This is a genomic window from Bacillus sp. OV166 (genome assembly GCF_900177675.1).
Taxonomy (GTDB): Bacteria; Bacillota; Bacilli; order Bacillales; family Cytobacillaceae; genus Neobacillus.
The window spans coordinates 974403-1000633 of the sequence record NZ_FXWM01000001.1 but is presented as its reverse complement, the minus strand read 5'-3'; the positions used below and the strand labels follow the sequence as shown (position 1 = coordinate 1000633).

Below are 26231 nucleotides of genomic sequence, written 5' to 3'. Positions count from 1 at the left end.
CTTTTATGTATTTATAAAATAAATACTAAGTCCTTCTAAAAGTGATATCAATTGTCAAAACTGACTATAATTCTAGTTACTTTTCATACAATTTTATGGTTGAATATCTCTATCCATTCTAGTTGAAAACTAGCAAAGCCCTAGAGCTAAACAGTTTCTAAAATATAGCTGGCTTAATAAAAAAGCCAACTATGAGAAGAACTGCACCTCTTTAGCTGGCTACTTTCTATTTTAAAAATAGGTTTTCTTTTCTATCTGATAACTTAAATTATTAGCTATTAAATCCCATTTTCCAAGTTTTAATACTTAAATCTAATAAAAACAAATCATCCGGATCAACAAGTGAAAGCCCGGTTACTTCTTCAATTTTTCTTAAGCGGTAAAGTAAGGATTGCCGATGCAAGAATAAAGCTTTAGCTGTCTTACTTACATTACCTTGATAATGAGTATACGTACTAATCGTACCGATTAAATCGAGGTTCCGCTGTTTATTATATTCTACTAATGGTTCAACTGTTGACGTAATGATTTCTTTCATTTCTTGGTTTTGGAAGAGATTTAAAAGCAAGCGGTCAATGCGCGTATTTTCATACATGACCCGATTCCCAATCCCTTTTTTATTTCTGCTGATATTTAAAGCAATGTTTGCATTTTGATAGCTTTCCTTAAAGCCTAAAACATCTTCATTATAATTGCCAATCCCCCAAGAAATGACGACATTCGGAAGTAAACTCCGCAGTCGGCGGTCGACAAGGTCTAAGAAGTTTGTTACGCTTTCTTTCTTATTTTCTAGGGAAACTTCTAGAAAAACTAGAAATTTTTCTTCCTGATAAGTAATCATGACTTCTTTTTTTAATGATTGTGCTGCATAGTAAATTTCTTCTTTTATATAATGAATCATGCTTTCAGACCATAGCTGATAAGATGCTTCATCTAATTTTCTTTGTTTAAAAAGCTTTTTTAAATTTTCTGGTGACCCAACGATACAAATATAAGGCAGTTTAAGATTATAGCCAACAATTTCAGCTCTTGAATTGGCCAAATCCCAAGATTTAAATTCTCCACTAATAATTTCTTTAATAAAAGAATCGTGGAGGATAGATTTTTCTTCTTCAACGGCATTTTTCCTTGAAAACCATAGAGCGATTGTTGTCACAGCATGCTCTAATACATTAACTGTATACTGGGTTAGAAACTTATCCAGCGCGATATCAGAGGGAAGGATGACAAATAAAAAATCTTGTGTATTTCCTGAGACTTGAATAACAGGAAGCTGCAATATGCAGTAATCTTCAATTTCAATCGTTTGTATTTTTTGAATCATCGGGTCATGTGAAGATGGTGACACCGGTTTTCGTGCTGGTATGATTCCTTTCACAGCATATTCTCGCCAATTATCAAGAAAATTAGGGATCTCTTTACTTTGAGCTTGAATGGTTCCAATCTGGTCGGTAATAATAACGGGGTATCCGACATGCTGATATAAATAATTCGCTATACAAGTAAGCTCTGTTTCTTTAAGAATTAAATTTAAAAGCTCCTGCTGGACTTTTTCGGATCTCCTGCTTTCTTTATAATTGACATCATTTATTTCTAACATTACCTCTTCAATGATTTCTGAAAAACGTAATTCCCACGGAATTTCAATAAGAATAAGTTTATTATTATTCGCCTTTTCGATAACTTCTGTTGGAATATAGCAAATGTATCGCCCTAAAGCCACGGCCAAAGCTGATGCCTCTGAATCAATGACATCCTGAACAAATTTTTCAAATTCCTTAAGGTTATGGCCGCAGCCAATCGCGGTAGTTAAAACAAATTCATTCTTGCGGACAAAGCTTTCTACCGGCATTTCCATTGCTGAAACCCATTGAACTTCTTTTTCCTTAATTAAATTTTCCCCAGCGACCACCTTCGCGTCCCTCATAATCTCTAATTGTAAGATGTCATATACCTGTAAACTCATAGAAACCTCCTAACTACTCAAACCAATTACCAGTAAAATTGCAGCGATGTTACTTATTGATTAGATTTTCCAGATGTATCTGTTAAAAAGGAGGACTGAAAGCCTGTGAAAGTTGAATGTGATACTTCCCAGGCTTTTTAAAAAATTTCAAGGTTCTTCTCCCATTATGGTAGTCAGTATTTATAAAAAACACCAGTGTATTGTCTAATGGGTCCATTAAAAGAGGTGAAAGCCTTTACATATTATATACCAAAATAATATTATTTAGTAAATTGGGTAAAAGAATTAGAACCTGGGTAACGGAGTGTATATTCTGGTTGTTAATCCACAAGTATGCATAGGACACGAGGAAACCAAAGACAGCTCCTAACCGTAATGCAACGCCTTTGCCTGTCCCAAGCCAGGTTGTCACAAGAAGGACTAGAATACCCCAGGGCACCGCATTCAGCAAAAGTGTTCCATAATTAAGTCGACCAAAAATAAAAGCAGTAACCAGAGCGAGAAGTATCGTGGACCAGTAACGAGTCGGCAGTTTAGTCAAAGTGTGTTTCATCATATAACCTCTCTTAATGAAAAATGTTTTTTTTAACGAAGTTACGCTTGTGTTAACTGGTCAATTCCTTTGATTGTTCCACGTTTAAGTCCCATCGAAGCAAAGATTGTACCTAGTGACATTAAAATGATTCTAGTGATAAACATTGAGCTACTTACATCTTGTGTGATAAATAATTGTGGTGCATGAACAGTAATCCTGACGATTAAGATGGTTGACAGCACTACTGATACTACCATTCCAAACAAAATGATGATTTCAGGGATATATACGAATTTTAGTTCAGATAATTGAAACTCAGGTTAAACCGAAAAAGTGCCCACAACTAGTAGGAGACCCGAAAGTATAAGATACCCAATCAAAATGGCATAAATATGAGCGTGCGGATGCCAAATCACAAGGATTGTTGTAGAAAGAGCAAATAAAAGTAGGCATGAAAGAGCTACCCAAAATGGACGTAACACATCTTGCTTTCCATTTCTGAATGCTCGTCTAACTATATGGTGTCGGTTGGAGTTTGCTTCAACGGCTCAATGACCCAATTCCTAATTTTCAAGTGATAGACAAAATTCATCCTGAGTTTGGAATTCTTTATAATGCCATTTTTATTGTTGGATTTATCTCATTTTTAGCAATTTTAATAGGTGGTTTTCCTATTTTCTTTATTTCACAAATATAGCGTATCCATGTTTCGGTCCATTTGCTAGACTCGAAAGGATAAGAAATGATGCATCAGAAAAACGCCCTAATTCATTATGTCTCATAAAAAATTTCCTCCACTTTTTATTACGTTTAACTTAATAAGTTTAACTGAATAAAAAAATACCCTTTAATTGTTGTCAAGATTTTATTGGCGATTTAAACAAGTTATTTATAAGTTTATATTAAATCCCCTTATTTGAGGAAATTTTTCATTGTGATAAAAGGTTTGATAATTAAAAAACGAGCCCTCTTCTTTCGTGAAGAGGACCCACTTCTACTTCTCAACGGAACCCGTTACAAAAAGTCAGTTATCCTACTTTTTGGACAGCCCCTTTTTTATATTAATCTTCCATCGTTGAAAGGTCGCCTGTCGGCAGGTCAAGTTCCCAAGCCTTTAAGACACGTCTCATAATTTTGCCGCTTCGGGTTTTTGGCAGCTTGTCCCGGAATTCGATTTCCCTAGGTGCGGCATGGGCGGCGAGGCCTTTTTTCACGAACAGCCTGATTTCTTCTTTCAGTTCCTCTGATGGCACGAACCCGTCTTTTAAGGCGATGAATGCTTTAATTATTTCACCGCGGACCGGATCTGGTTTTCCGATTACACCTGCTTCCGCAACTGCCGGATGCTCAACAAGCTTGCTTTCCACCTCAAATGGTCCTACACGTTCGCCGGATGTATTAATAACATCATCAACGCGTCCCTGGAACCAGAAATAGCCGTCTTCATCCATGTAAGCTGAGTCCCCGGAAACATACCAGTCCCCCGGGAGAAAATAGGATTCATATTTCTCCGGATTATTCCAAATTGTATGCATCATGGAAGGCCAGCCCTTTTTAATCGCCAGGTTGCCCATCCGGTATGGAGGAAGCTCATTTCCCTGGTTATCGACAATCGCCGCGACAATACCCGGAATTGGTTTACCCATCGAACCAGGCTTAATCTCCATGCAAGGATAGTTGCTGATTAACTGGGCGCCGGTTTCCGTCATCCACCAGTTATCATGAATGCGGCTGTTAAATACTTTTGCCCCCCATTTTACAACTTCCGGATTCAGAGGCTCACCAACGCTTAAAATATGCCGCAGGCTGCTTAAATTGAATTTCTTAACCAGCTCATCACCGGCCCCCATTAACATACGGAAAGCTGTTGGAGCGCTGTACCATACAGTAACACCGAAGTCTTCAATCGTTTTATACCACGCTTCAGGAGTAAACCGTCCGCCGACAATCACATTGGACGTTCCCGTTAACCATGGGCCAAAAATGCCATACGTTGTACCTGTAACCCAGCCGGGATCTGCTGTACACCAGTAGATATCGGCTTCTTTTAAATCCAGTACCCATTTGGCAGTCTGGTAATGTTGAAGCATTGCATTATGCACATGCAAGACCCCTTTAGGTTTTCCAGTAGAACCGGATGTATAGTGAAGGATTAAGCCATCTCTCCGATCTACCCATTCAATTTCAAGTTCTTTGCTGGCGCCGGCCAATTTCCCCAAAAAGTCAATGTATGGACCATCTTCCACAATATTTTTCCCGACCAAGAAAATATGCTTCAATGCAGGCAGATCCTGAACCGGCACCCGATTTAACAATTCCGGCGTTGTAACAAGCACTTTCGCTTCACTGTCCTGCAGGCGGTCCCTGACGGCTCCTTCCATAAAAGCTTCGAATAAAGGACCGACAATCGCACCTAACTTAATGGCTCCCAAAACAGAAAAGTAAAGCTCTGGAGAACGCGGCATAAAGATAAAGACGCGGTCGCCTTTTTCAACATCCCCGTAATTTTTTAAAACATTTCCTGCCTTATTGGAAAGCTCCTTCAATTCCTTAAAGGTATACTTTTCATTTCTAGTATCATCACGATAATAGAGAGCGATTTTATTTTTCCGATAGGTTTCCACATGGCGGTCAATCGCCTCGTAGGCCATATTCACACGGCCAGTAAGACTCCACGTAAATTCTTTTCCAGTTTCTTTCCATTCAAAATTTTTATAGGTTTCTTCATAATTACGGAGGTTATGCTCCCCTTTCACAACTGGTAAAGCTTCCACTTTCATTTAATCTCCCCCTCTGCCTAATTTAACTGATATTCCACAAAACAATTTCACGTTTGTACGGATCGTCAGCTACTATCCTACGCCTCATTAGCTGTCCAACGGACTAGTCCCTATACGGTTCCTTCAATAATATTTAGTTCCTCAATGAACCACTTCGCCTTATCATTGAAATTGAACAATCTACAGCTTCATATATATACTAAAATTATTAAAGGAGTCAGCCGTGAAATATTTTATTAAAACATAGGGAAGGATTATTATGGCGGTCTATCACTTTAGATTACCATCCCCGCTCCTGCATCCGTTGTGTAGCATCTAAGGTAGAGATTTCAATCCCCTTCATTGGTGTTCCAAGTCCTTTTGAAAGATGAGCAATAAGTTCATAATCCTGGTAATGAGTAGTTGCTTCCACGATTGCTTTCGCAAATTTTTCAGGGTTTGCTGATTTAAAGATTCCAGATCCAACAAACACACCGTCAGAACCCAGCTCCATCATCAAGGCTGCATCAGCTGGAGTTGCGACTCCGCCAGCTGCAAAGTTTACGACAGGCAGACGTCCTGTTTCTCTTATTTGCAGTAAAAGTTCAAATGGCGCCTGCAAATCTTTCGCTTTAGTCATTAACTCATCGTGATTCATATTGGCCACTTGGCGAATTTGAGCTTGAATAAGGCGCATATGGCGAACAGCTTCGACAACATTTCCTGTTCCAGGCTCCCCTTTTGTTCGAATCATTGATGCTCCTTCACCAACTCTTCTTAATGCTTCTCCAAGATTTCGGGCACCGCATACAAATGGCACCACGAATTTTCGTTTATCAAGATGATATTCTTCATCAGCAGGTGTTAAGACTTCACTTTCGTCAATATAGTCGACTCCAAGTGCTTCCAATACACGCGCCTCAACAATATGTCCAATTCTTGCTTTTGCCATAACCGGAATGGATACAGCATTCATGACTTGTTCCACTATCGTTGGCTCCGCCATACGTGCAACTCCGCCAGCTGCCCGGATATCTGATGGTACCCGTTCAAGTGCCATGACTGCTACTGCACCCGCTTCTTCTGCGATTTTTGCTTGTTCAGCATTGACAACGTCCATAATCACGCCGCCTTTTTGCATTTCCGCCATCCCTCTTTTTACTACATCTGAACCTGTTTCCATTATTCATGTCTCCCTTGCTGGTTTATGGTTGTTCATTGTTTCTGTAACTCTTTTTTATACAAAACTACTAAAAATCAGGAGTAGTTAAACTTCTCCTTTTCTTCAATCTCTATCAAGAAGAGAGGCACCAGCTATTCCTGGTTCGGTCATTTCATAAGGGTTTAAAATCAGATCTAATTCTTCCTCTGTTAACACATCGTATAGAAGGCATAGTTCACGAACTGATTTGCCTTTTACGATTGCTTCCCTTGCAATCCGTGCTGCCTCTTCATACCCAATATGCGGATTGACGGCTGTAATCATTCCTACACTTTTTTCTACATATTTCTTCAACCGTTCTTCATTTGCTTCAATCCCTGCCAGGCAGTAATTTGTAAAAACCTGAAAGGCATTGTTCATGATGCTAATTGATTGAAGCAGGTTAAATACAAGAACAGGTTCCATTACATTCAATTCAAGCTGGCCGGCTTCAGAGGCTAAGCAAATGGTATGATCATTTCCAATTACTTGAAAGGCAACTTGATTAATCAGTTCAGGCATAACAGGATTTACTTTACCTGGCATGATTGAAGAGCCAGGCTGCCGTGCTGGCAAAATAAGCTCACCCAGACCTGCTCTCGGCCCTGATGCCATAATCCGAATATCATTTGCTATTTTCGACATGTTCATCATGCATACTTTCAGTGCAGCTGAAACTTCAGTATAAGCATCTGTATTTTGCGTAGCATCCACTAGATGTTCTGCCCCTGTAAGCGGGAGACCGCTAATATCAGCCAGATGGCCGACCACTTGTTTAATATAGCGAGGGTCCGCATTGAGTCCCGTTCCGACAGCTGTTGCCCCCATATTCACTTCGTATAAATGCTGCCGTGAATGTTGAATTCTCTTCATATCACGTTCAACTACTCGGCTATAGGCTTCAAATTCTTGACCAAGTCGAATCGGAACGGCATCTTGAAGATGGGTTCTTCCCATTTTTATCACATGATCGAACTGCTGCGCTTTTTTCTTAAAGACAGCATGCATATGCTGCATTGTCTGTACTAATTTTTCCAGCAGGCTGAGGGTTGCAAGATGGATCGCAGTTGGAAAAACATCGTTGGTTGATTGTGACATATTGACATGGCTATTAGGACTAAGTTGTTTATAGTCCCCTTTTTCTTTGCCAAGTAGTTCAAGAGCCCGATTGGCAATGACCTCATTTACATTCATATTCATGGATGTACCGGCTCCGCCTTGAATAGGGTCAACGATAAAAAATTCATGCCATTTTCCTTCAATGATTTCGTCTGCTGCTTTTACGATTGGATCCCCAAGTCCTTCATATAAACTTTTCACGTCCATATTCGCGAGTGCTGCAGCCTTTTTTACCATCGCTAGAGCTTTAATTAAATCTTCATGAATTCGATAGCCTGTAATAGGGAAGTTCTCTACGGCCCGTAATGTTTGAATACCATAATAGGCTTCCTTTGGGACTTCCTTTGGTCCAAGGAAATCGCTTTCAATCCTTACATTGCTAATACCGATACCATTTGACATAATTTTCACCCTCTGTTTTCAAACGTGTAATTTTGAATTAACGTAAGCAGTACGGAAAGGTCAACATTCTGTCCGCTGATAATAACAGCAATATCACCCTCTTGATGCGGGATTTTGCTCCCTAAAACGGCTGCAATCCCAGTCGCTGCAGCCCCCTCCATAATCATTCGGTGTTTGTCCATCATAAAGGCCATACTATAAGCAATTTCTTTTTCAGGAATGAGTACCACATCATCCATATATTTCTGTACCATTTGAAAGGTGTATTGATTATCAAGTCCAATTCCGCCTAGTAAACTATCAGCTAGAGTCTCGCTTTCCTCTAGCATGACTGGTTTACCAGCTTTTATACTTTCATACATGACCGCTGAGTTTTCCATAGAAACCCCAGTTATTTTTAAATCACGATCATTGGATTTCAATGCCAAACCGATTCCAGAAAGCAGTCCCCCGCCTGAAAGTGGAACAACCACATCTGTTAAATGAGGAAGATCCTCCAGCAATTCCAATCCAATCGTTCCTTGTCCGGCAATAATATGGGGATCATCAAATGGCTCAATCACTGTTAATCCTTTCTCTTTTTCAAGCTCATAACAGCGCACGCCTGCGGCATCCTGGCTATCACCGACGATCTCAATTTGAGCCCCAAGCCTTTTCAATGAATCCACTTTTGCTTTTGGAACCCGATTTGAAATACATACAACCGCGTCAATTCCAAGTTTTTTCGCTACATAGGCGACTGCCATGCCATGATTTCCCGTTGAGTACGTTGCGACTCCTCGTTTTCTTTCTTCTTCACTCAAGCTTAAGATTTTATTGGCCGCTCCCCTTACTTTAAATGCTCCAACCTCATGGACATTTTCTAGTTTTAAATAGACATTACGGCCGATTTTTTCTGATAAAATAGAAGATTGAATGACTGGCGTCCGATTGATGATTGGACTAATCCGTTTTCTCCCTTCCCATACGTCACGGAGTTTCATCTCTTTTGTAAGTTTTGTAAAAGTCATGGAATTCTCCCCTCCTCATCTGTTACTTTATTTTTTTATAGTATAAATATTAAGCCCTTCTATCAGGGATATCAATTGTCAAAACTGATGATAAGCAGCGTCTCTTTTCATACAATTTTATATATATTATATTTTTTATTTATTGTAATGGATGTTAAAACCAGATTATTAGGTAAAAAAAGATGACTCCAGCCAAAAACCGAAGCCAACTTAAACTCTGTCGCCTATATATTAAATACTCTAAAACTTATTTTGTGACCGCTTGATTTTCAGCAATTATTTTCTTAAATTCTTCCATTAATAATGGAACTACCTCAAATAAATCCCCGACATTGCCATAATCTGCAATGTGAAAGATATTCGCTTCTGGATCTTTATTGATTGCTACGCTTACCTTAGAGCTGGACATTCATGCTAAATGCTGAATGGCTATAAATCCGGTGTTACAACTTTCCCAGTTTGCCAAATTTGAAAAGAGTAATCACAATATTCTGCATCACAAGCAGCACGTGATGCTTCGCGAAGCTTTTTTCACAACCTCTCTAACCACTGTGCGCAAATCTTTGATCTCTGGCAGAAGTTTAATTGTTTCACCAGATGCTTGATTTTCTACAGCTTCGATATTATAACGATTCGTTGCTTTTTCCCATCTTTGAAGGTAAGGTAATGCTTTGTTCCGTCCCACTCTGAAAAAGCTTGAAAATGGTCTAAAAATCCCTCAATTTCAGATTTTTTCTTGATAACCATGCTTTCACTACTTTCAGCTTTTCATTTTTAAATTCGATTTAATGAGGGTAGGTTCTTGCTTTTTGGGTGTAACTTTGACCTTTAACGTTTGTAAAAAATCACTAAAAGACGGTGCTTGCATCACTCTGAAGGGATATGATTCATCGACGGCATAAAGCTGATCTGATAGGATGAGAACGTGCGGGAATACTTTTTTATCTACTGGTTGCCAAGGTTCATTTTCGATAATCCTGCTATTGAATAAGTCTAAATATCGGTCCATTTTATCCTTCATTTGCTTTTCAGAATAAATACTCTTCTGCACCTCGACAAAGAATGGTGTTCTCCTATAGATACAAAACACATCAGGCTCAGCGGTGCCTTTGTCCCCGTACTTTGGCTCTACTAGAAACGTATCCAGTTCACCTAAGCGTTTCATCTCCTTGTAAACTTCTAAGATGGCTAGAAAATGACCGATTTTGGCACTTTTTTTCTTCATACTCACTTCTGGTCCAAAATAAACATATGGCACGAATGCGGTAGAACGTTGAATATATCCTTCCCGATGCAGCCTTAGTAAGATATTATTTGCTACGTATTTAGGATTCTTTAAGGCTTTAAAATGCAATTCGGCTATAGAATCACGGTCCATCACACGAAACTTGTTTAAATCCTCCATAATAGCCTTATCTCTTGCAGTTAACATCACTTTAACACCTCGTTAAAAACATCTTCTTCCCTTAAATCTTTTTTCTCATCGTTACAAGGTTCAGAACAGCCTATAAAGAGATTTTTCCATTCGGCAGACTTATACCCCACTAATAGTTTTTCAGCTTCCTTATCGGTTAAATACGGGGCTTGAACCTCCATTATCTTATCTCTTTTCAAGAAAATCCTTCCGGGAGTTTCTATACTTATCTTTTCGCTCCGTGGAGTACCTATAATTTTGGCGTTTGCTAGATCGACAGTACGGAAACCCATTCTCACAGTTAGCAAAGACCGGACTTTTGTATCAAGTATGTCGTGAGAGGGACGTTGTAAGGATAAAATGTTATAGATTCCAAGAGCTCTACCTAACGAATCGATTTGTACTAACATCTTTTTAATATCCTTGTCTTCCATCACCATTACAATCTCATCGATGGCCAGCAGAATATAAGGAACTTTCTTATTCTTTGGCAGCTGGTCAACATGCATAACGCCTGTAGTGTTCAATAAACGGCTCCGTTTCAGCATTTCTTTATAAACGTGTATCAGCATTTTTTTTAATTCATCAGGGAATATAGCCACTCCTTTAACGTGTTGGACGCCTTTAAACAAGTGAAACTCTGACATTTTTAAGTCTCCAAGGTAAAAATGTAGGTCTTCAGGAGATTTATATTTTATAAGCGTGGTTATGATAGACCGTAGCTGTGTAGATTTCCCACTTCCCGGTTCTCCACTAATTAAAGCATTAGGCTCCGTGATAGCATCATAAATAATCCAACCGTCATGTGGGAGATAAATGGTGGTTGAATTCCATTTCCGACGCGTAAATGTGGGGGCAAAATAGCATAAAACGCCATTAAGGCGTTTTATTTACCCAATTTCTTTAGAAGTCATTTTTTCAACTTCTCTCCAATGTCGACCATACATTTGCGCATGCCGTTTTGTCAGGAATGAATTATCATACGGCTGATAACGGTCCGTTGTTGGTGGGAGCATTCGAACAAGAAAAGCATGTTGCCTTCTTCCTCCAAAATTTAAAATATTAATCGCATGAAAGGCTGGGATATTTATAGATTCTTCTACAGTAAAGTTAGGATCGAGCTCTGCTCTTTTCATTTCAAATACCTTTTTGTAATCATTTGAAAATAAGAACCAATTTACGCCTCCTGCCTGCAAATCTTCGACTAAATTATCTGGTAGTAGTCCAATGTGATGAAAGGCAAATAGGCTTCCTAGGCGCTCTTTCCGTCCCTCCAGGGCGATTCTCTTCATCAGCTTCTCTAAACCCTTAGTCATGTACTGATGAGGCTCATTAAAGACAATAAACGTACCTGCTCCTCGACTTTCCTTTTCCATTAGCTGGCAGGTCATGAATGTCTTCAGTGTGATCCAGTGCATCAACGTCTTGACGGCAATCTCGGATAATTTTCTGTTTGGAACCCGGATAATCACAACCTTTCCTTCTTCCATCCATTTTTCAAAATTCAATTCCGGTATCGGAGGCTGACCGAAAATATCAAACAGATTGTCGTCGCCAAAAAATTCATCCAGCCGGTTGAGAACGCTCAGCCCGCAACAATTGAATTTGAGCTTCTAATTTTGCATTCGTTTCTTCTAAACTAAGCTCTCTTTTAGTCGGTCTCCCAGAATGATCTTTACGTGTATCTCGAAGTCCCAATACTCCCGATTCATTATAAGCTACACGCCATCTATAAGCTGCTCTTTGTACCCTAACGATACCAATGATATCAACATCAAAACCATTCTCCTCAAAAATCTGCCGTGGTAATTTTCCATTCACACTTTCAGATATAAAAATCCTTTTAAATTCATCAGTGTAGGTAATTCCTTTTGTACTTACAGATTTGACATAAGGATTATTAGAAAGGATCTTTTTTTCTTTATCAGTGAAGAGTTTTTTTGACATAGGATTATTCTCCGATTCTTACATTTTTTATTCATTATACATAAAAGTACCCGATAGGGCAGACCTTTTTTAAGTGTCTACTCTATCAGGTACAGTTTATTTTACTGGTTGACCTTTTTTATATAGGACATATTATTTCAGTAGCCAGGGTAGAACGTACGGGTGCTTGGGAGATTGATCTCGTCAACTAAACTGTTCGCCCCCTACTTGTAGAATGATGTTTGAGGCTGGTTGGGACATTTGATCTCGTATAACAAGCGAAGCTATGGAACTACAAGAAGGAATAGGGGTTACTGGTGACTACAATTGAGGGAGAGATAAATAATGAATCCAGTCGTTGGCCTGGATGTAGCCAAAGGGGAAAGTGAAGCTCAAGCCTTTTTAGACAAAGATAAACCGTTTGGAAAGAGTTTTAGTGTTAGTCATACAAAGGAAGGATTAGATTCTTTCATTTCATTTCTAAAAGAATTAAAGAGGAAATCTGGGATAAAACCAGCAGTCATTCTTGAGTCCACTGGACACTACCATACTCCGATTATTCAATGCTTGGAGGAAAATCAGTATTTATATATCCTAGTTAATCCAATAATTTCATATCAGGCTAAAAAAACTAGCCTTAGAAAGGTAAAGACTGATGCAGTCGATGCCCATCACCTTTGTATTCTTTATTACAAGGTAGAATTTGAACCGTACAAGAAAAGAGGGGAAAGATTCTTAAACCTGCGAACATTATCCAGACAATACGAAACAGTAACGAATCTTTATGTTCAGACAAAACTTCAGTTCCACACTATACTTGATCAGGTATTTCCTGAATATAGAGGAGTATTTGGAGATTTATTTTCGAAGGTTTCTCTAAAACTATTAAAGGAATTTCCAACATCGGAAGATGTACTTTTAACAGGGATTGCTGAGATTATAGATCGAATGGAGGAAATGAATACTAAACGATCTCGAAGTTGGATAAGGGAAAAAGCAGTTAAATTGTTAGAGTCGGCAGAGCGGAATCCCTTCCATCAAGGCGTGTATGAAAGCCAATTGTTTAGTTTGGATATGTATATTACTATGCTGCTTCAATACCAGGACCACCTATCCAACTTGGAGACGCAGATAGATGACCTGGCTGAAGAAATTGAAGAATGTAAGATTATCCAATCAATTCCCGGAATAGGAGAAAAAATCGCTGCAACGATTATTTCCGAAATCGGTGAAATTGATCGGTTTAATCACCTTAAAAAACTTGTGGCATATGCTGGAATAGATCCAAGTGTCCATTCATCAGGTAAATTTACCGCAACAATTAATCATATTACCATACGAGGTTCAAGCCGCTTAAGACACGCTTTGTATATGGCTGTTCTTTGTGGAATTAGAAGCTCAAGAAACAAAAAGCTGAAAGAGTATTATGACCGAAAAAGAAATGAAGGAAAGCCTTCAAAAGTGGCTATGATAGCTGGTTTAAATAAACTATTACACTGGATTTATGCAATACTAAAAAGTAATGAGCAATTCCTAGATTTGGCTTAATCCACAAGAAAACACAGCTAAAGAAAAACCTTCCAAATAATAGATGGAGGGTTATTTGGCGTGTCGTTTTATAGTATATCACGACGGATTCTTATTTTTAATAAAAAACTATTGACTCCTATTAGCTGGTTTAGTTGAAGAAGCTATCGAAAATGGATAGGAGAAATAGCTCAGTATTGAACTGAGCCATTTTATTTTCATTACAAACACAGATACAAAAAGCGGTACAAATTTAATTACATTTTTAATTGCATTTTCGGGTTTTGCGATAGGAAACTGAACCCGGTTAGCTTTATGAACCTCTCTTATCGACCGAGGACCCTCTTTTCTCCTGTGGACAGGCTTTATGAACCTCTCTTATCGACCGGCGACCCTCTTTTTTTCGGTGGACGGGCTTTATAAATTAAATTTTCCCTTTAGAGGAACATCCGCTACCACAGCTTGAACCGCTAGCATGATCGCTTCCATGCCCACAATCGCTTACTACGTGTTAAAATTAAGAAAAGTTTCATTACTTATCAAACAATAACAAGCGTTACGTTAACTAATAAATTTTTCCTCCAGTTTTTAATAGCATTAGTTAAAAAAAATTATCTGTTCTGCAACTTTATTTAACTTTCTCCCAAACTACTTTCCTCTCCAATTTCTTAATATCCTTCTTTCATTAACCTGCAACCTTTAATAGAATAAGAAAAAGGCTGTCGCAACAGCCTTTTTCTTTGATATACAAGCGCACCGATTTCAAAAAGTATATAACTTATCAGTCCCCTTTTTCTGTTAAACACTCTTCTTCGGGCATCATTTTTATCTGTTTCCACTTTTCAATGCCCACTTTGCGAAATTGAGCAATTTCGATGTCAGTTCCATTTGCTAATGTAATAAACATTAAACAATGATCAGCACCATCCTTACCGTGAAAACAAATATTTTTAACATATCCACTTTTTATAGTTGGGTATATTACCTGAATTAACTTGCACCAATTTCCATATTTCACATCTATTACTGATTCCCCATCATGACTCCATCCATGATATGGTGCGCATAGAAAGTCCTCCGGATGCTGTTGCAAATCTGATATTCGATAACCTCCTTCTTCGTGAATAAGCTGGATAAATCCATATGAATAGCCAAAATACTCAGCCCTCTTGCCCCCAAACCCCTCTATCGTTTCGATTTCATAAAAAAACCTTATTCCCCGTTTTCCATCTGGCACTTGACAAAGCTTTATCAAATTCGTATGACCTACCCCAGCAAATAAATTTAAATAATCTTCATAGCTTAATTTTATTTGATAATTCTTAGACAAAAAATTGTATGCAAGCGGAAATGGAATACGTGCTTTACCAATCGAACCGCAACTTCGCCCTCCCATATTTTCTGCTTCACGCAAAACGCTAAAATAATTAAGTAGGGTATCTTCTGGGGTTCTAGTTAATTCTTTTGGTACTTGAATTTGGTCATGAGTTTTTTCATAATATGGTAAGAAAAAATCCCCATTATTAAATCTCAAATTTAAAGTTGGTAAACATGATGGACGAAAATACTTTTGTTGATAAGAAGTGGTGTCCATTTGATTTCGTAATAACACATTCATCACCCCATATTTAGTTTATGGGTGAACGAAAGATACGTGTAACCTGGATTTCTCCCTGTTTTCCATATAATTCTAATTTCATCAACTTAAGTTCTTTATTAAACCAATAAGGCCTAGTTTATTATTCTATTTGTTTAATTACTTTTGCGGGATTACCGCCTACTACTACATTATTTGGTACATATCATCTTGTTATAGTCCTTCATATTTTAGGTTTTGTTTTTAGGTTCCACAGTTATGACGACATTTCCTTTTTTGTGTCCTTTTTCGACATATTTATGAGCCTCAATGATCTCTTCAAACGCATAGGATCTGTCAATGACCACTTTTAACTTCCCCGTCTCAACAAGTTCTTTAAGAAAATCTAGAGCTTCTGAAGTTTCAGGTGAGTTTTGACTCAATATTAGTTTTTTGCTGCTTGTCAATTTAGTCCATAGCATTCGAACACCTGGTAACGGTACAGTGACATTTATATAGGTTCCGTCCTTCTTTAGCGATTTCATACAATCCGAAAACGAACTCTTGTCAACCGCTTCAAAGATCACATCATAAGTCTCGCCTTTACTCGAAAAATCCTCTGCAGTGTAATCAATTACCTGATCCGCTCCAAGAGATTTTACCAATTCTATATTTGTGGTACTGCATACCCCTGTAACATTTGCTCTAAGATACTTGGCAATCTGAACTGCATAACTTCCTACGCTTCCTGAAGCACCATAAACTAGAACCCTTTGACCGCTCTGAATATTAGCTTTTCTAAGAAAATACAATGCAGTGCGTGCTCCAATCGGAATGGCAGCTGCTTCCTCATATGTTAAATTGGAGGGCTTAATAGATACTGGTCCATCTTCAGGCAGACACTTATACTCGGCATAAGCACCAAAACCCAATAGAGAAGCAGCAAAAACCTGATCACCTTCTTTAAACCTTTTGACACCTTTCCCTACTGACTCAATTTCCCCAGCTAACTCCATCCCCAATGTAGTTTTTTTGGGTTGTCTAAAACCAAGTGTTATTCGGGCAGGCAGCCAAAAAGCGGGAGGAACTGTAAAACTCCGTGCCCGAATATCTGCTACTGTTACGGTTGTCGCTTTTATTTTTACCAGGATTTCATTTTCCTTAGGAGAAGGTTTTTCTATCTCTTTCAGTTGAAGAACGTCGGGGGGGCCGTATTTTGTGTACTCAATTCCGCGCATTTATTCTCCTCCAATTCGTTATATTCATTAATATCTACGAAGGGCTACCAATAAATAGAACGAGGGTTTACTCCTTAAACTATCGGGCAGTTAAATATAGTATCAACAACAAAACCTACGAATGGTGCACCTTTTATCTTTGTTAATATGTATCCATAGATTAGCGTTTTAGGTCTTGTCTTGGAGCCTCTGGGTGTATTTGGAAATTAAAAAATGCTGTATGTGGGAGAATGTTTTTTGAATGTAAAAAAAGTTAAAATATGCAAGTTGTGCATAAAAACTTGGATATTTTATGCTTATTAATTTTATTCATTACTGTGTTAGTCGAGTAGAAGGGAGCCTTTCTACCTTGCGGTAAATTGTACTCCACCCCTCCGGGTAGAAAAGTTGCCCAATTGGCGACTCAAACCCCCACAGAACCCGGCGTGCGGATTTCCCGCACCGGGCTCTTCAGAAATTGCTTCACAGTTTCGCGTACATTTTTAATTCCGAAAATGGAATTGAAAGTTTAGGACGCTTTAGAGGAAAAAACGACTTAATCTTATTGAACTTTTCCCACGTTATATAGCTCTTTTGGCTTCTACTACTTAACATTCTTCTCCAATAACGTTCCGTAATTTTATAGATTTTTGTTATTGACCGAAGATTGCCAGCCATACCATAGTAATTGTAATGACCTCTAAGAATTTGATTTATCTTCTCAACTTGGTCTTTTATAGACCAATGTCTGATAGTACGAAGTACTTCTTGGATTTTATTTACACTTCGCTTAAATCTGGTCTTCTCGGTTTTCCTACCTACCATGAAATTACCCTTACGGTTTTTTGTACAATAATGTGTAAAACCTAGGAAATAGATCGTTTCTAATTTCTTTCCTTTTTGCAGGGCATGTTTACTGGCAAACCGTCCAAACTCTACTAACCTAGTCTTATTAGGTTCAAGCTCTAATGAGAATTTCCTTAATCTTTTCACAAGGACTTTCCCAAACCTTATTGCATCTGAACGATATTGAAAACACACTACAAAATCATCGATATATCTTATTAGATATGACTCTCCTTTGAGTCTTGGTTTTATTGCTTTCTCAAACCACAAATCCAATACATAGTGAAGATAAATGTTACTTAATAGTACACTAATTGAACCACCTTGCGGTGTTCCAGTTTCACTGGCATAAATATCCTTACCTTCCATTACACCTGCTTTTAACCATCTTTTAATCAGACTAATAATTCTAGGATCACCAATCCTATGTTGCACGAATTTAATTATCCAATCATGGTCTAAGGTTCCAAAGAAGTTCTTCAGGTCGGCTTCCAGCACCCAGCTAACTTTCTTCCCTGAAATAATCTCATTAAGGGTAGCTAAGGCATTATGTGCTCCCCTATTTGGCCTACCACCGTATGAACAATTTAGAAAGTCTTGTTCATAAATTGATGAAAGTACCGTTGCTGTACTTCTTTGTAAAGCTCTATCTGCCACCGAAGGTACTCCGATCGGTCGTTTTTCTACTTTCCCAGGTTTAGGTATCCAGACCCTTCTTACTGCTGGAGGTTTATAGCTATGTCTGTAGATTGAATTCATCATATCTCCAACCCAATTTTCAAACTCAATTATAGCCATATCCCTTGAGGTACCATCAATGCCAGGTGAAGTGTTCTTTGGCATATGGTTTAAACTAGTCCAAATCAACTCTTTTGTAATGTGATGTGCTAATGATGTAAATTGTAGTTTTTCATCTTGTTGAGCTTTTACTGCTATTCTCTCTAATCCTGTTGTCATGATTGGTTTCTCCTTACTTTGAATTAAGGACCGAAATCTTCCATTGAATGAAGCTCATGTTTCCTTAGATTGATTCAATTTCCGCTAACCGCTTCCCCATGTAATAGGCTCTCCCTATCTCAGAGTACTATCAGTTAGTAAGACTTCCAATAAACCATCGAATTCTCCTTGCTTTGTGGGCTTGTTGAATTCTTATCTATATGTTATAGAAGTTTATTGGATCTCCCTTGTTCCCAAAGGAATCCATTGATGACATGCCGTAGGTACGAATCCCGGGAGTAACGATAATACCCTTGCCTATAGCGGTTATTTCATTGTTGCCTTCCCCATTGAGAGAAAAGGTCGGCTACTCCACATCACGTTTAATTTCGGGACTAATTATCCTTTTCACTTTATTCCGGCCTGCCATCTTCCTGTCTACGCTTCGCAGTACACGTTACCGTGTACCACGCAAGACTCGGTACAAGACTGCTGGCTAAGCATTATCTAGACGACTATCTCAAGTCGTATGTATTCCTTGAGCTTTCAAGGCGCAACCCTCACAGAACCGTGCTTGCACTATTAATGCACACGGCTCCTCCTAGTTATCATTTACAGAATGTAGCTAATCTCTTTTTTTAAATCATATATATTCACTTTTATCCTTGGTGATGGGAGTGGATACTTCTTAAGAAATAGATTGAATTTATCCCATGTAAAGGATTTCCTTTGGCTTCCTCTATTGAGCCATTTAAATAATAACTCTTCGATTTTGTCTTTAAAGTTGTAAACATTTTGGGTATTATCAGTGATGCAATAATAGTTGTAATAACCTATTAGTGAGCGTTTAAATCTATCCATAATCATATGAATATCTTTACTTCTATTGCTCTTCAGCCATTCTTTCGTTTCTTTTAGTTTACCTTGGACTTTCTTCCTGCTTGTTTTCCGTTTTACTCGAAATTTCCCTTGTTTACTTTTACCGCAAAAGTGTGTAAACCCAAGGAAATCAAAAGTTGCTGGTTTATTTCTTCCCTGTTGATTTGCATTTTGCTCCGCAAACCGCCCGAAAGGAATAATTTTGGTTTTATCCTCGGCTATTTCTAGATTAAATTTCTTTAATCTAAACTTTAATGAATGGAAGAATTGCTGGGCTTCACTTTTATATTGAAAACAACAAACAAGGCAAGTAGGCCACTGGAACCTCCCCAGTAGCCCCTCTCAGAACCGGACGTGAACCTCTCAGCTCATCCGGCTCCCATTATTCAGCCGTAGGCTTGATACCTATTTCCCAATGTTTAAATAGTTTTGGAATCTGTTTTGCAATTCTACCTAATAAGTATTCAGCTCTTTTCTTGTGACGAGCTAACCTTTTGTATTTCTTCCTTGCCCACATTATTAAGGCTTTATTGATGTGTCTTAATGTTGAGTACATTTCAGATTTGTAGAACTTGCCATAGTAATTAATCCACCCTATAATCTGTGAGTTAAACATATTTGATAGGTCCGTAAGGTCCTTTTCGGCTTTTAACTGTAGCTTCCAGTCCCTTACTTTTTGCCGAATTGATTTCTTAGATTTATTACTAATCGCTGGTGTAAAGTTAATAAAATGTTTTCCCCATCTGTTTTTGGAACGTCTTGGTCTGAACGTATATCCAAGAAAATCGAACGAAATATTTTCGTGATTTTCTTTCCTATCTGCATCTTTACAATACACAATTCGTGTTTTGGTTGGATGTAGTTCCAGTTTACATTCCTTCATCCTTTTGTTAAGTGATATCAGCAATTCTGTTGCCTCAGCTTCCGATTCACAGTGGATAACTGCGTCATCTGCATATCTCGCAAAAGGATTATTTGTATGGTTTATAGTCATCCACTTATCAAATGTGTAATGAAGAAATAGATTTGCTAGAACTGGACTTATAACTCCACCTTGCGGTGTACCAAAAGTCCGTTCTACTACCCCTTCTTTTGTTTGAAAAGGTGCCTTTAGCCATCTATTAATATAGAGTTTTACCCATTTATTACTTGTGTGCTTTTCCACTGCTTTCATTAGTAAACCGTGGTCAATGTTGTCGAATAGTCCTTTTATATCGAATTCTAGAACCCAGTTGTACTTCCAGCACCTTTTACGGGTTATCTCTAATGCTTGAATTGCACTTTTATTTGGTCTATAACCGTACGAATCCTTGTGAAAGAAAGGTTCCACCGAGGGTTCAAAGTACAACTTCACGACCATTTGTGCAATTCTATCTTCAACAGTTGGGATCCCTAGTGTCCTAGTACCGCCACCTTTCTTCGGTATTTCTACAGCTTTTACTGCTGGAGGAAAGTAGCTTCCTGAGGACATTCTGTTCCATAGTTTGTAGAGATTATCTTTTAGATTCATTTCGAATTCTTCAATCGACTCTTCATCAATACCGGCTGACCCTTTATTTGCTTTTACTCTTAGAAAGGCTTCATAAACTACCTTTTTGGATATCGCAAACGACTTTGTTTTATTCATAAGTTCCTCCCATTTAAATGGTTGACTTGGTCATAAAACTGAATAACATAACCCCTTTGCTCCTCCTCCGTTAGGAGGTTTCATTACTACTACGGGTTATTCCGCCCCTAGACATGGCATTGGTACTCTGATTCTTGTGGTGCATCCACTTGAATTTCTCCCTTGGCATCCATGTCGTAGGTTCCCACGTTCCATACTCAAGCCTGTATTAAGTTCACGCCGCCTTTATACCGGTCACCGAACGGACAGTAAACAGGTTCCCTCCGAACTAATCCTGAGTTAACGACTCCCCCTCAGTTTTGATGACATCACTACGCTTTCGATACTTCCTCAGCGGTTCAATGGTTTTCGTCTCCTTAATACGTACCTGACAAAGTCTTGCTCTGCCTTTTCCTTAACGCTCAATACCATAGCTTTTGACTAAAGCACCTTAAGGTGGTTTGCAACCTCTACCTGTATAGCGATTGCGAGAGACCTGCTCTCATCTTGAGTGCAGCACAACTAGTTGATTGTGCCTTTCAGGCACACCTCGCCAGTTTTCGTGGCACACAATCATCTGCATATCTCACTATGTATGCTTGTCCCTTGCACTGTTTCCTTACCCTTTTCTCAAACCATAGGTCGAGGACATAATGGAGGTATACATTGGCTAATATCGGAGATATTACTCCACCTTGCGGTGTGCCATTGTCTGTTTTATATTTCTTACCTTCCTCCATGTATCCACCTTTAAGAAACCTACCAATTATCCTTAGTAGGTTAGGGTCAGCGATTCGCAGTTTTAAGAACTCCATCATCCAAGTGTGGTCAACGTTGTCGAAGAAACCTTTGATATCTACATCTACTACATAATTTACTGCCCTCTTTTCAATATAGTGGTTCAGTATTTTCAACGCATCATGGCAGTTGCGATTTGGACGGAATCCAAAGGAACAATCTAGAAAATCATTTTCATAAATGGTATTTAGTATCTTTGTAATACCTTTTTGAACAATTTTATCTTCATGTTCTGGTATTCCCAATGGTCTTTTCTTGTTTGAATTGAGTTTTGGAATATACATTCTCCTTACTGGAACAGGACGATAACTTTTGCTTTTGAGCCTACTTACTAAATCCTCTATGTTTTCTTCTAAACTCTCACCGTACTGCTCTTTGGTTGTACCGTTAATCCCAGCTGCCTTCTTATTGGGTAGTTCAAGATGGCATTTAACTAATGCTTTCTTATTTAATAAATGTACAAGAGATGTAAATTTCATTTTAGGATCAGATTTTGCTAATTCTGCTATCCTTATTAGTTTTGTTTCCATTTATTATACCTACCTCTGTGTGTAGTAAATGTGTCCCTAGTAAGGGTGATAACTGGTAGCTAGCCTTTCCTCCATCGGCATTACCCAACTTCATTGGTACTACGCTGCTATCCGACTCCCTACACGGCATTTGGTTTCCTCGCTTTTTATCACTTGTAGACCATACTCTTCTATTAAAATAAGAAAAGACCGGTAGGGTCTCCCGAGTTGCCGTATCATATCAATGTATAACGTGCCAAGGTCACTGACTCCAGAGAGGTTTTATCCTTCTTGCCTTTAACGAATGATAAAATGTAGCTTTCTGCAGTGCTTAAAGCATCAGCCCTCTCGGTTTACTAACATTATGGAGCTCAATCCCTTCAACCATTTGGCTTTCGGCCCGTCACCTAACTGTCTACGCTTAAAGACTAAAGTTACCTATAGCCCTCCAAGACTCGCTACGAGCGAATGGCTAGTTCTTACTCGACGGGAATCCCACCCGCTATATGATACGACCTAGGCTCGGCCGCACAAGCACCCATTACTTTAAGTACATTCCTTCACAAATTAGTACAAACGGGCACGTAAGCTTTTTATATTCAAAAAGAAGGAAAAGTATATTCATTTGAAGCAAAAGATAAAGAAAATCTTTTTTTCATAAAACCTTACCATTACTAATATTATAAACAGTATTCTAATTTAAAAGGGGGTTCCATTTTATGAGTAAAGTTCAAAGGGGAAGAGAAAATTATGAAAGAAATAAATCTCAAAATGAAGAGCAGCCTAACAAAAAAACAAATTCTGAAGAATCTGCACAAACACATGTTCATGAATTTTTGGCAAGTACCAAATTAGCTGAAGAAGGAGAGGACAGACATAATCATCGTTTTGCAGGGGTTACAGGTGAAGTAATTCCAAAGGGTGATAGTCATGTACATGTAATATTAACTAATACCGACTTTTTAGATCATCATCATGAGGTAGGAATACAAACAGGTCCTGCTATCCCAGTTGGCAATGGTAAGCATGTACACTTTGTCAAAGGAATCACTACCCTAGATGATGGACATGTCCATCAGCTTGAATTTGCTACTTTAATTGAAAAGCCTCTTGTATAAGGGGAAAAGGTTACCTTTAAGGAGGACAAGGGTGAGCACCTACTAGTGTTTCACCTTTTCTATTCCTCTACAATTGTGTTTCAGTAATTAAATTTTGGGATTTTGAGGTAACCACTCTTAATGGTAACCTAGTTTAATAGATAGAACCTGATCATTCACGGCTACCGCTTACCATATCCAATCTTTCCTTCGTAGTACCCGTTACATAACTTATGACTCCTATTATGACTACAACGATAGAATTAGAAACCTCTATCTGGGACAACAGTAAACCTAAACAAATAGCTAATAAAAGAAGAATAATTACATTAAGGGCAGCCTATTAATTTTACTAAAAAGGCTTTATTGCCCTACAATTTTTATTTGTTCGTTTTGCCATACTCCTTCACTCATTTCTGTAATTATCCGAATTGCTTGGCATTAATCTATATTTTATTACTAAAAATAATTATTTATCCATTTATTAATGCTGGTCTACCGCATAATGTTTAACCAATTATGCTCCAATTTATTGAACAAACCTGCTTCGTTAGCTTAACAAAAAATAAGCCGCCCAAATGGCAGCTGAATCTTCAACTCTTGCACCCGTTACTTTAAGTACAATTCTTCACAAGATTATCTAGTAGAGCTATCCATTTTCCACATTGTTTTAAATAAATTTTGAGAATATTTGTACAAAATGTACATTTCTTCACAAACTTAACTTCTTCCCTTTAGCTATCTTAATCCCAAAGGCCAATTCGTATCAATTATGGTAAGTGCAGTAATTTATTTCTAAGAAGAACCTAAAAAAGCCCTTTCTTGAAGGGCTTTTTTTTGATTGAGGCTATTCCTGATTTAAGGTCTATGTCTATGCTTTAATATGGTCTATAGCGGCTACTTTCTAGATTATGCATCTGTTTATATGAAGAACCACGGTAGTTAAGCCTTTTTATTTTTTATTTTTTAATTTAACTAAGCACTTTTAGAGTTAAGGAGTCTTTTTTTCGCTACATAATGCAGTTTCTTGTAATGAATAGAAGAGATTGGGCTTTTGTATTTCGCAAGAGCCCTGACACCTTTTGGATTTAATCATATTTTGTATTGAATAGATGTAAAGGAGGTTATTAAATGGATGGTGTAGGAGCTGGTGGAGGGTTCGCATTAGTAGTTGTATTGTTTATCCTTCTTATTATTATTGGAGCATCTTTTGTTGGCGGCGGTTACGGTGGCTGTGGCGGAGGATTCGGAGGCTTTTATTAATCTTTAAAAGGAGGGGATATTTATGTTCGGATATGGAGGTTTCGGCGGTTGTGGTGGCTACGGTTACGGTGGCGGCTTTGGTTATGGCGGAGGTTTTGCCTTAATCGTTGTCTTGTTTATTTTATTAATTATCATTGGAGCAACTGTCTTTTATTAATTAAAAGCATCCAACCTAATTTTTTACAAATAAAAAAAGCCCTTGTTTTTTTAGGGCTTTTTTATCTGGCTTTAATGCACCGAACGCATAATAAAGCACTGAGGAAGTTAAAAGTATGGCGGTATAGCTGATGCTCACTACTAGCTTATGCATCAGTTTATATAAAGTATCATCAGATTAAGCTCTTATTTTATTTCATAATTTCTATACCTAATACCACAAGGGCATTCGACTGTTAACTAGCGTTTGTAGTTTCCTTTTTATATAAATTCTTTAGTGTAGTGGAAAATCCTTGTTCAACCTGCTTCGTTCAATAAGAAAAGCCGCCAAAATTTCAGCTTGATCTTAAACTCTTGCACTCCGTTACTTTAAGTACAATTCTTCACAAACTCAAATTGCTCCACAAAACTGAATCCCCCGCAGAACAAGGAAAAGTTGATTCTTTTTAAATTATCACACCCATAAATATACAGAAACCCACTAAATTAATTTCTATTTGAATTATTTATTGGAATAAGAGGAAAGACCCCGACCAATAAGATTTGCAGAAACAGGCTTTTTTCCGATTTCCCTTGCCCAAATTGATAATTGACCTATATGGTGAATTTCATGAGCAATGGTATGTCGCATGATTTCCCCCCAAGTATCCGTCACAATTTTTCCATCAGGTAAGGTATCGTAAAATAAACGATCTTCCATACTAGCATCCCAGTTGTTCACAAAGTTTTCCACTTCTAAATGAAATTCAGCGTCTAATTTTCGAACCTTATTCAAGTTTTTATAACCATCAAAACTCTCCTGAAAGTCAGTTTTACCTTGTAAAAGACGTATCCAGCTCCATTCGACATCAACTATATGGAAAAGTGTATGCAATATACTTCCCATTCCACCCGTTCGGTTTTGCAGAAGTTCTTCTTCACTTAACTTTTCACACCAAGGATACCAGTCTTCTCTTACCATCCAGTTATATCTAAAAAAATTTGCAAAAAAGCCCCTCCCCATTTTAGAAAATTATTGAACTGTAAAAATACTATAAGAGCAATACTAAATATTGTTAGATATTACTATTTCTACAAATATAAGTCGAAATCCTTCTTCAACTATCCTGCTTCTTTAGTTCAATAAGAAAAGCTAAGAATTTACAATTAAATACAATAATAAAATAAATGTATATGTTAAAATGTGGTAAAGGGGTGGTTGTATGAAAGAAGAAAATAAACCATTTAATGATGTAATAGACCACATTAACAGGATAGAAGGAAATGCTGCAAATGTTAGCAAGGATGCAGTAAAAAAGTTGCCAAAGCCATTAAAATATTTTGGGTATTTTTTTGCTGGCTTCTTATCAATATCCATCTTGTTAATGATTATATTAAATTTATTAAACTACTAACTGACACTTGATTGGTACTCCTTCTAACCGCAAAAATGCTGTGAGCTGCTCTAAAATGGGTTAGGAGTTAGAATTAACATTAATAACTTCCATAC

Annotated in this window: 22 protein-coding genes and 2 pseudogenes; 5 read left to right on the top strand and 19 right to left on the bottom strand. The window is 37.9% G+C overall.

Going from position 1 to position 26231, the window contains the following annotated elements:
* Positions 1 to 271: 271 nt before the first annotated feature.
* The 12 genes and pseudogenes from CCK98_RS04675 to CCK98_RS04620 form a co-directional block, all read right to left on the bottom strand.
* A complete protein-coding gene (locus tag CCK98_RS04675) occupies positions 272 to 1966 on the bottom strand; it encodes a PucR family transcriptional regulator (protein ID WP_088085506.1) in 1695 nt (564 codons plus the stop codon).
* 235 nt (positions 1967 to 2201) lie between these two features.
* Positions 2202 to 2522, bottom strand: coding sequence for a hypothetical protein (locus tag CCK98_RS04670; RefSeq protein ID WP_142292126.1), 321 nt, complete (start codon positions 2520 to 2522; stop codon positions 2202 to 2204).
* Positions 2523 to 2560: 38 nt separating this feature from the next.
* Positions 2561 to 2743, bottom strand: coding sequence for a hypothetical protein (locus CCK98_RS34695; protein WP_142292125.1), 183 nt, complete (start codon positions 2741 to 2743; stop codon positions 2561 to 2563).
* Between the two features lie 819 nt (positions 2744 to 3562).
* A complete protein-coding gene (gene acsA, locus CCK98_RS04660; RefSeq protein ID WP_088085504.1) occupies positions 3563 to 5281 on the bottom strand; it encodes an acetate--CoA ligase in 1719 nt (572 codons plus the stop codon).
* Between the two features lie 280 nt (positions 5282 to 5561).
* Complete coding sequence (gene pdxS, locus CCK98_RS04655; protein WP_088085503.1) at positions 5562 to 6443, bottom strand: pyridoxal 5'-phosphate synthase lyase subunit PdxS; 882 nt, start codon at positions 6441 to 6443, stop codon at positions 5562 to 5564.
* Positions 6444 to 6545: 102 nt separating this feature from the next.
* Entirely contained in the window at positions 6546 to 7982 is a 1437-nt protein-coding gene (gene aspA / locus CCK98_RS04650; RefSeq protein WP_088085502.1) for an aspartate ammonia-lyase, read from the bottom strand.
* Positions 7983 to 7987: 5 nt separating this feature from the next.
* Positions 7988 to 8992 carry a hydroxyectoine utilization dehydratase EutB gene (eutB, locus tag CCK98_RS04645; protein WP_088085501.1) on the bottom strand — a complete coding sequence of 335 codons (1005 nt, stop codon included), beginning with the start codon at positions 8990 to 8992 and terminating at the stop codon, positions 7988 to 7990.
* A 247-nt stretch (positions 8993 to 9239) separates the two neighbouring features.
* Positions 9240 to 9508: pseudogene (locus CCK98_RS04640) on the bottom strand (electron transfer flavoprotein subunit alpha/FixB family protein); the annotation flags it as partial.
* Positions 9509 to 9752: 244 nt separating this feature from the next.
* On the bottom strand, positions 9753 to 10424 hold the full coding sequence (locus CCK98_RS04635; RefSeq protein WP_256942258.1) for a replication-relaxation family protein: 672 nt from the start codon (positions 10422 to 10424) through the stop codon (positions 9753 to 9755).
* Positions 10424 to 11296: an FtsK/SpoIIIE domain-containing protein gene (locus CCK98_RS04630; protein WP_088085499.1), complete on the bottom strand. Its 873-nt coding sequence runs from the start codon at positions 11294 to 11296 to the stop codon at positions 10424 to 10426. The genes CCK98_RS04635 and CCK98_RS04630 overlap by 1 nt, the downstream gene beginning before the upstream one ends.
* Positions 11297 to 11878 carry a hypothetical protein gene (locus tag CCK98_RS04625; RefSeq protein ID WP_088085498.1) on the bottom strand — a complete coding sequence of 194 codons (582 nt, stop codon included), beginning with the start codon at positions 11876 to 11878 and terminating at the stop codon, positions 11297 to 11299.
* A gap of 112 nt (positions 11879 to 11990) precedes the next feature.
* A pseudogene (locus CCK98_RS04620) lies at positions 11991 to 12353 on the bottom strand (HTH domain-containing protein); the annotation flags it as partial.
* A 324-nt stretch (positions 12354 to 12677) separates the two neighbouring features.
* On the opposite strand from CCK98_RS04620, the gene CCK98_RS04615 reads away from it, so the two are divergent.
* A complete protein-coding gene (locus CCK98_RS04615; protein WP_088085496.1) occupies positions 12678 to 13880 on the top strand; it encodes an IS110 family transposase in 1203 nt (400 codons plus the stop codon).
* Positions 13881 to 14640: 760 nt separating this feature from the next.
* Here the strand turns inward: CCK98_RS04615 and CCK98_RS04610 are convergent.
* The 6 genes from CCK98_RS04610 to CCK98_RS04585 all read right to left on the bottom strand — a co-directional run bounded on the left by CCK98_RS04610 (position 14641) and on the right by CCK98_RS04585 (position 22247).
* Positions 14641 to 15471, bottom strand: coding sequence for a hypothetical protein (locus CCK98_RS04610; protein ID WP_088085495.1), 831 nt, complete (start codon positions 15469 to 15471; stop codon positions 14641 to 14643).
* 215 nt (positions 15472 to 15686) lie between these two features.
* Positions 15687 to 16673 carry an NAD(P)-dependent alcohol dehydrogenase gene (locus CCK98_RS04605; RefSeq protein WP_088085494.1) on the bottom strand — a complete coding sequence of 329 codons (987 nt, stop codon included), beginning with the start codon at positions 16671 to 16673 and terminating at the stop codon, positions 15687 to 15689.
* Positions 16674 to 17135: 462 nt separating this feature from the next.
* Entirely contained in the window at positions 17136 to 18455 is a 1320-nt protein-coding gene (gene ltrA, locus CCK98_RS04600; RefSeq protein ID WP_088085493.1) for a group II intron reverse transcriptase/maturase, read from the bottom strand.
* Positions 18456 to 19046: 591 nt separating this feature from the next.
* Positions 19047 to 19511 carry a group II intron maturase-specific domain-containing protein gene (locus CCK98_RS04595; RefSeq protein ID WP_256942527.1) on the bottom strand — a complete coding sequence of 155 codons (465 nt, stop codon included), beginning with the start codon at positions 19509 to 19511 and terminating at the stop codon, positions 19047 to 19049.
* Between the two features lie 184 nt (positions 19512 to 19695).
* Positions 19696 to 20940 carry a group II intron reverse transcriptase/maturase gene (gene ltrA, locus CCK98_RS04590; RefSeq protein WP_088085492.1) on the bottom strand — a complete coding sequence of 415 codons (1245 nt, stop codon included), beginning with the start codon at positions 20938 to 20940 and terminating at the stop codon, positions 19696 to 19698.
* Between the two features lie 518 nt (positions 20941 to 21458).
* On the bottom strand, positions 21459 to 22247 hold the full coding sequence (locus tag CCK98_RS04585) for a reverse transcriptase domain-containing protein (protein WP_218780146.1): 789 nt from the start codon (positions 22245 to 22247) through the stop codon (positions 21459 to 21461).
* A gap of 698 nt (positions 22248 to 22945) precedes the next feature.
* Between CCK98_RS04585 and CCK98_RS04580 the strand changes: the two genes are divergently transcribed.
* The 3 genes from CCK98_RS04580 (at position 22946) to CCK98_RS04570 (ending at position 24743) form a co-directional block, all read left to right on the top strand.
* Positions 22946 to 23344 (top strand): YmaF family protein, encoded by a 399-nt coding sequence (locus CCK98_RS04580; RefSeq protein WP_088085491.1) that lies wholly within the window; start codon positions 22946 to 22948, stop codon positions 23342 to 23344.
* A 1110-nt stretch (positions 23345 to 24454) separates the two neighbouring features.
* Positions 24455 to 24586 (top strand): YjcZ family sporulation protein, encoded by a 132-nt coding sequence (locus tag CCK98_RS04575; protein WP_088085490.1) that lies wholly within the window; start codon positions 24455 to 24457, stop codon positions 24584 to 24586.
* A gap of 22 nt (positions 24587 to 24608) precedes the next feature.
* On the top strand, positions 24609 to 24743 hold the full coding sequence (locus CCK98_RS04570; protein WP_088085489.1) for a YjcZ family sporulation protein: 135 nt from the start codon (positions 24609 to 24611) through the stop codon (positions 24741 to 24743).
* Between the two features lie 501 nt (positions 24744 to 25244).
* On the opposite strand, the gene CCK98_RS04565 is transcribed toward CCK98_RS04570, so the two are convergent.
* Positions 25245 to 25745, bottom strand: coding sequence for a DinB family protein (locus CCK98_RS04565; RefSeq protein WP_088085488.1), 501 nt, complete (start codon positions 25743 to 25745; stop codon positions 25245 to 25247).
* A 199-nt stretch (positions 25746 to 25944) separates the two neighbouring features.
* Between CCK98_RS04565 and CCK98_RS04560 the strand changes: the two genes are divergently transcribed.
* On the top strand, positions 25945 to 26136 hold the full coding sequence (locus tag CCK98_RS04560) for an amino acid transporter (protein ID WP_088085487.1): 192 nt from the start codon (positions 25945 to 25947) through the stop codon (positions 26134 to 26136).
* Positions 26137 to 26231: the final 95 nt, after the last annotated feature.

Bases quoted from the DNA above. Each gene is read 5' to 3' on its own strand.
- CCK98_RS04675 (WP_088085506.1), bottom strand. From the start codon at position 1,966: ATGAGTTTACAGGTATATGACATCTTACAATTAGAGATTATGAGGGAC.
- CCK98_RS04670 (WP_142292126.1), bottom strand. From the start codon at position 2,522: ATGATGAAACACACTTTGACTAAACTGCCGACTCGTTACTGGTCCACG.
- acsA (WP_088085504.1), bottom strand. From the start codon at position 5,281: ATGAAAGTGGAAGCTTTACCAGTTGTGAAAGGGGAGCATAACCTCCGT.
- pdxS (WP_088085503.1), bottom strand. From the start codon at position 6,443: ATGGAAACAGGTTCAGATGTAGTAAAAAGAGGGATGGCGGAAATGCAA.
- aspA (WP_088085502.1), bottom strand. From the start codon at position 7,982: ATGTCAAATGGTATCGGTATTAGCAATGTAAGGATTGAAAGCGATTTC.
- eutB (WP_088085501.1), bottom strand. From the start codon at position 8,992: ATGACTTTTACAAAACTTACAAAAGAGATGAAACTCCGTGACGTATGG.
- CCK98_RS04635 (WP_256942258.1), bottom strand. From the start codon at position 10,424: ATGTTAACTGCAAGAGATAAGGCTATTATGGAGGATTTAAACAAGTTT.
- CCK98_RS04615 (WP_088085496.1), top strand. From the start codon at position 12,678: ATGAATCCAGTCGTTGGCCTGGATGTAGCCAAAGGGGAAAGTGAAGCT.
- CCK98_RS04605 (WP_088085494.1), bottom strand. From the start codon at position 16,673: ATGCGCGGAATTGAGTACACAAAATACGGCCCCCCCGACGTTCTTCAA.
- ltrA (WP_088085493.1), bottom strand. From the start codon at position 18,455: ATGACAACAGGATTAGAGAGAATAGCAGTAAAAGCTCAACAAGATGAA.
- ltrA (WP_088085492.1), bottom strand. From the start codon at position 20,940: ATGAATAAAACAAAGTCGTTTGCGATATCCAAAAAGGTAGTTTATGAA.
- CCK98_RS04585 (WP_218780146.1), bottom strand. From the start codon at position 22,247: ATGGAAACAAAACTAATAAGGATAGCAGAATTAGCAAAATCTGATCCT.
- CCK98_RS04580 (WP_088085491.1), top strand. From the start codon at position 22,946: ATGAGTAAAGTTCAAAGGGGAAGAGAAAATTATGAAAGAAATAAATCT.
- CCK98_RS04575 (WP_088085490.1), top strand. From the start codon at position 24,455: ATGGATGGTGTAGGAGCTGGTGGAGGGTTCGCATTAGTAGTTGTATTG.
- CCK98_RS04570 (WP_088085489.1), top strand. From the start codon at position 24,609: ATGTTCGGATATGGAGGTTTCGGCGGTTGTGGTGGCTACGGTTACGGT.
- CCK98_RS04565 (WP_088085488.1), bottom strand. From the start codon at position 25,745: ATGGGGAGGGGCTTTTTTGCAAATTTTTTTAGATATAACTGGATGGTA.
- CCK98_RS04560 (WP_088085487.1), top strand. From the start codon at position 25,945: ATGAAAGAAGAAAATAAACCATTTAATGATGTAATAGACCACATTAAC.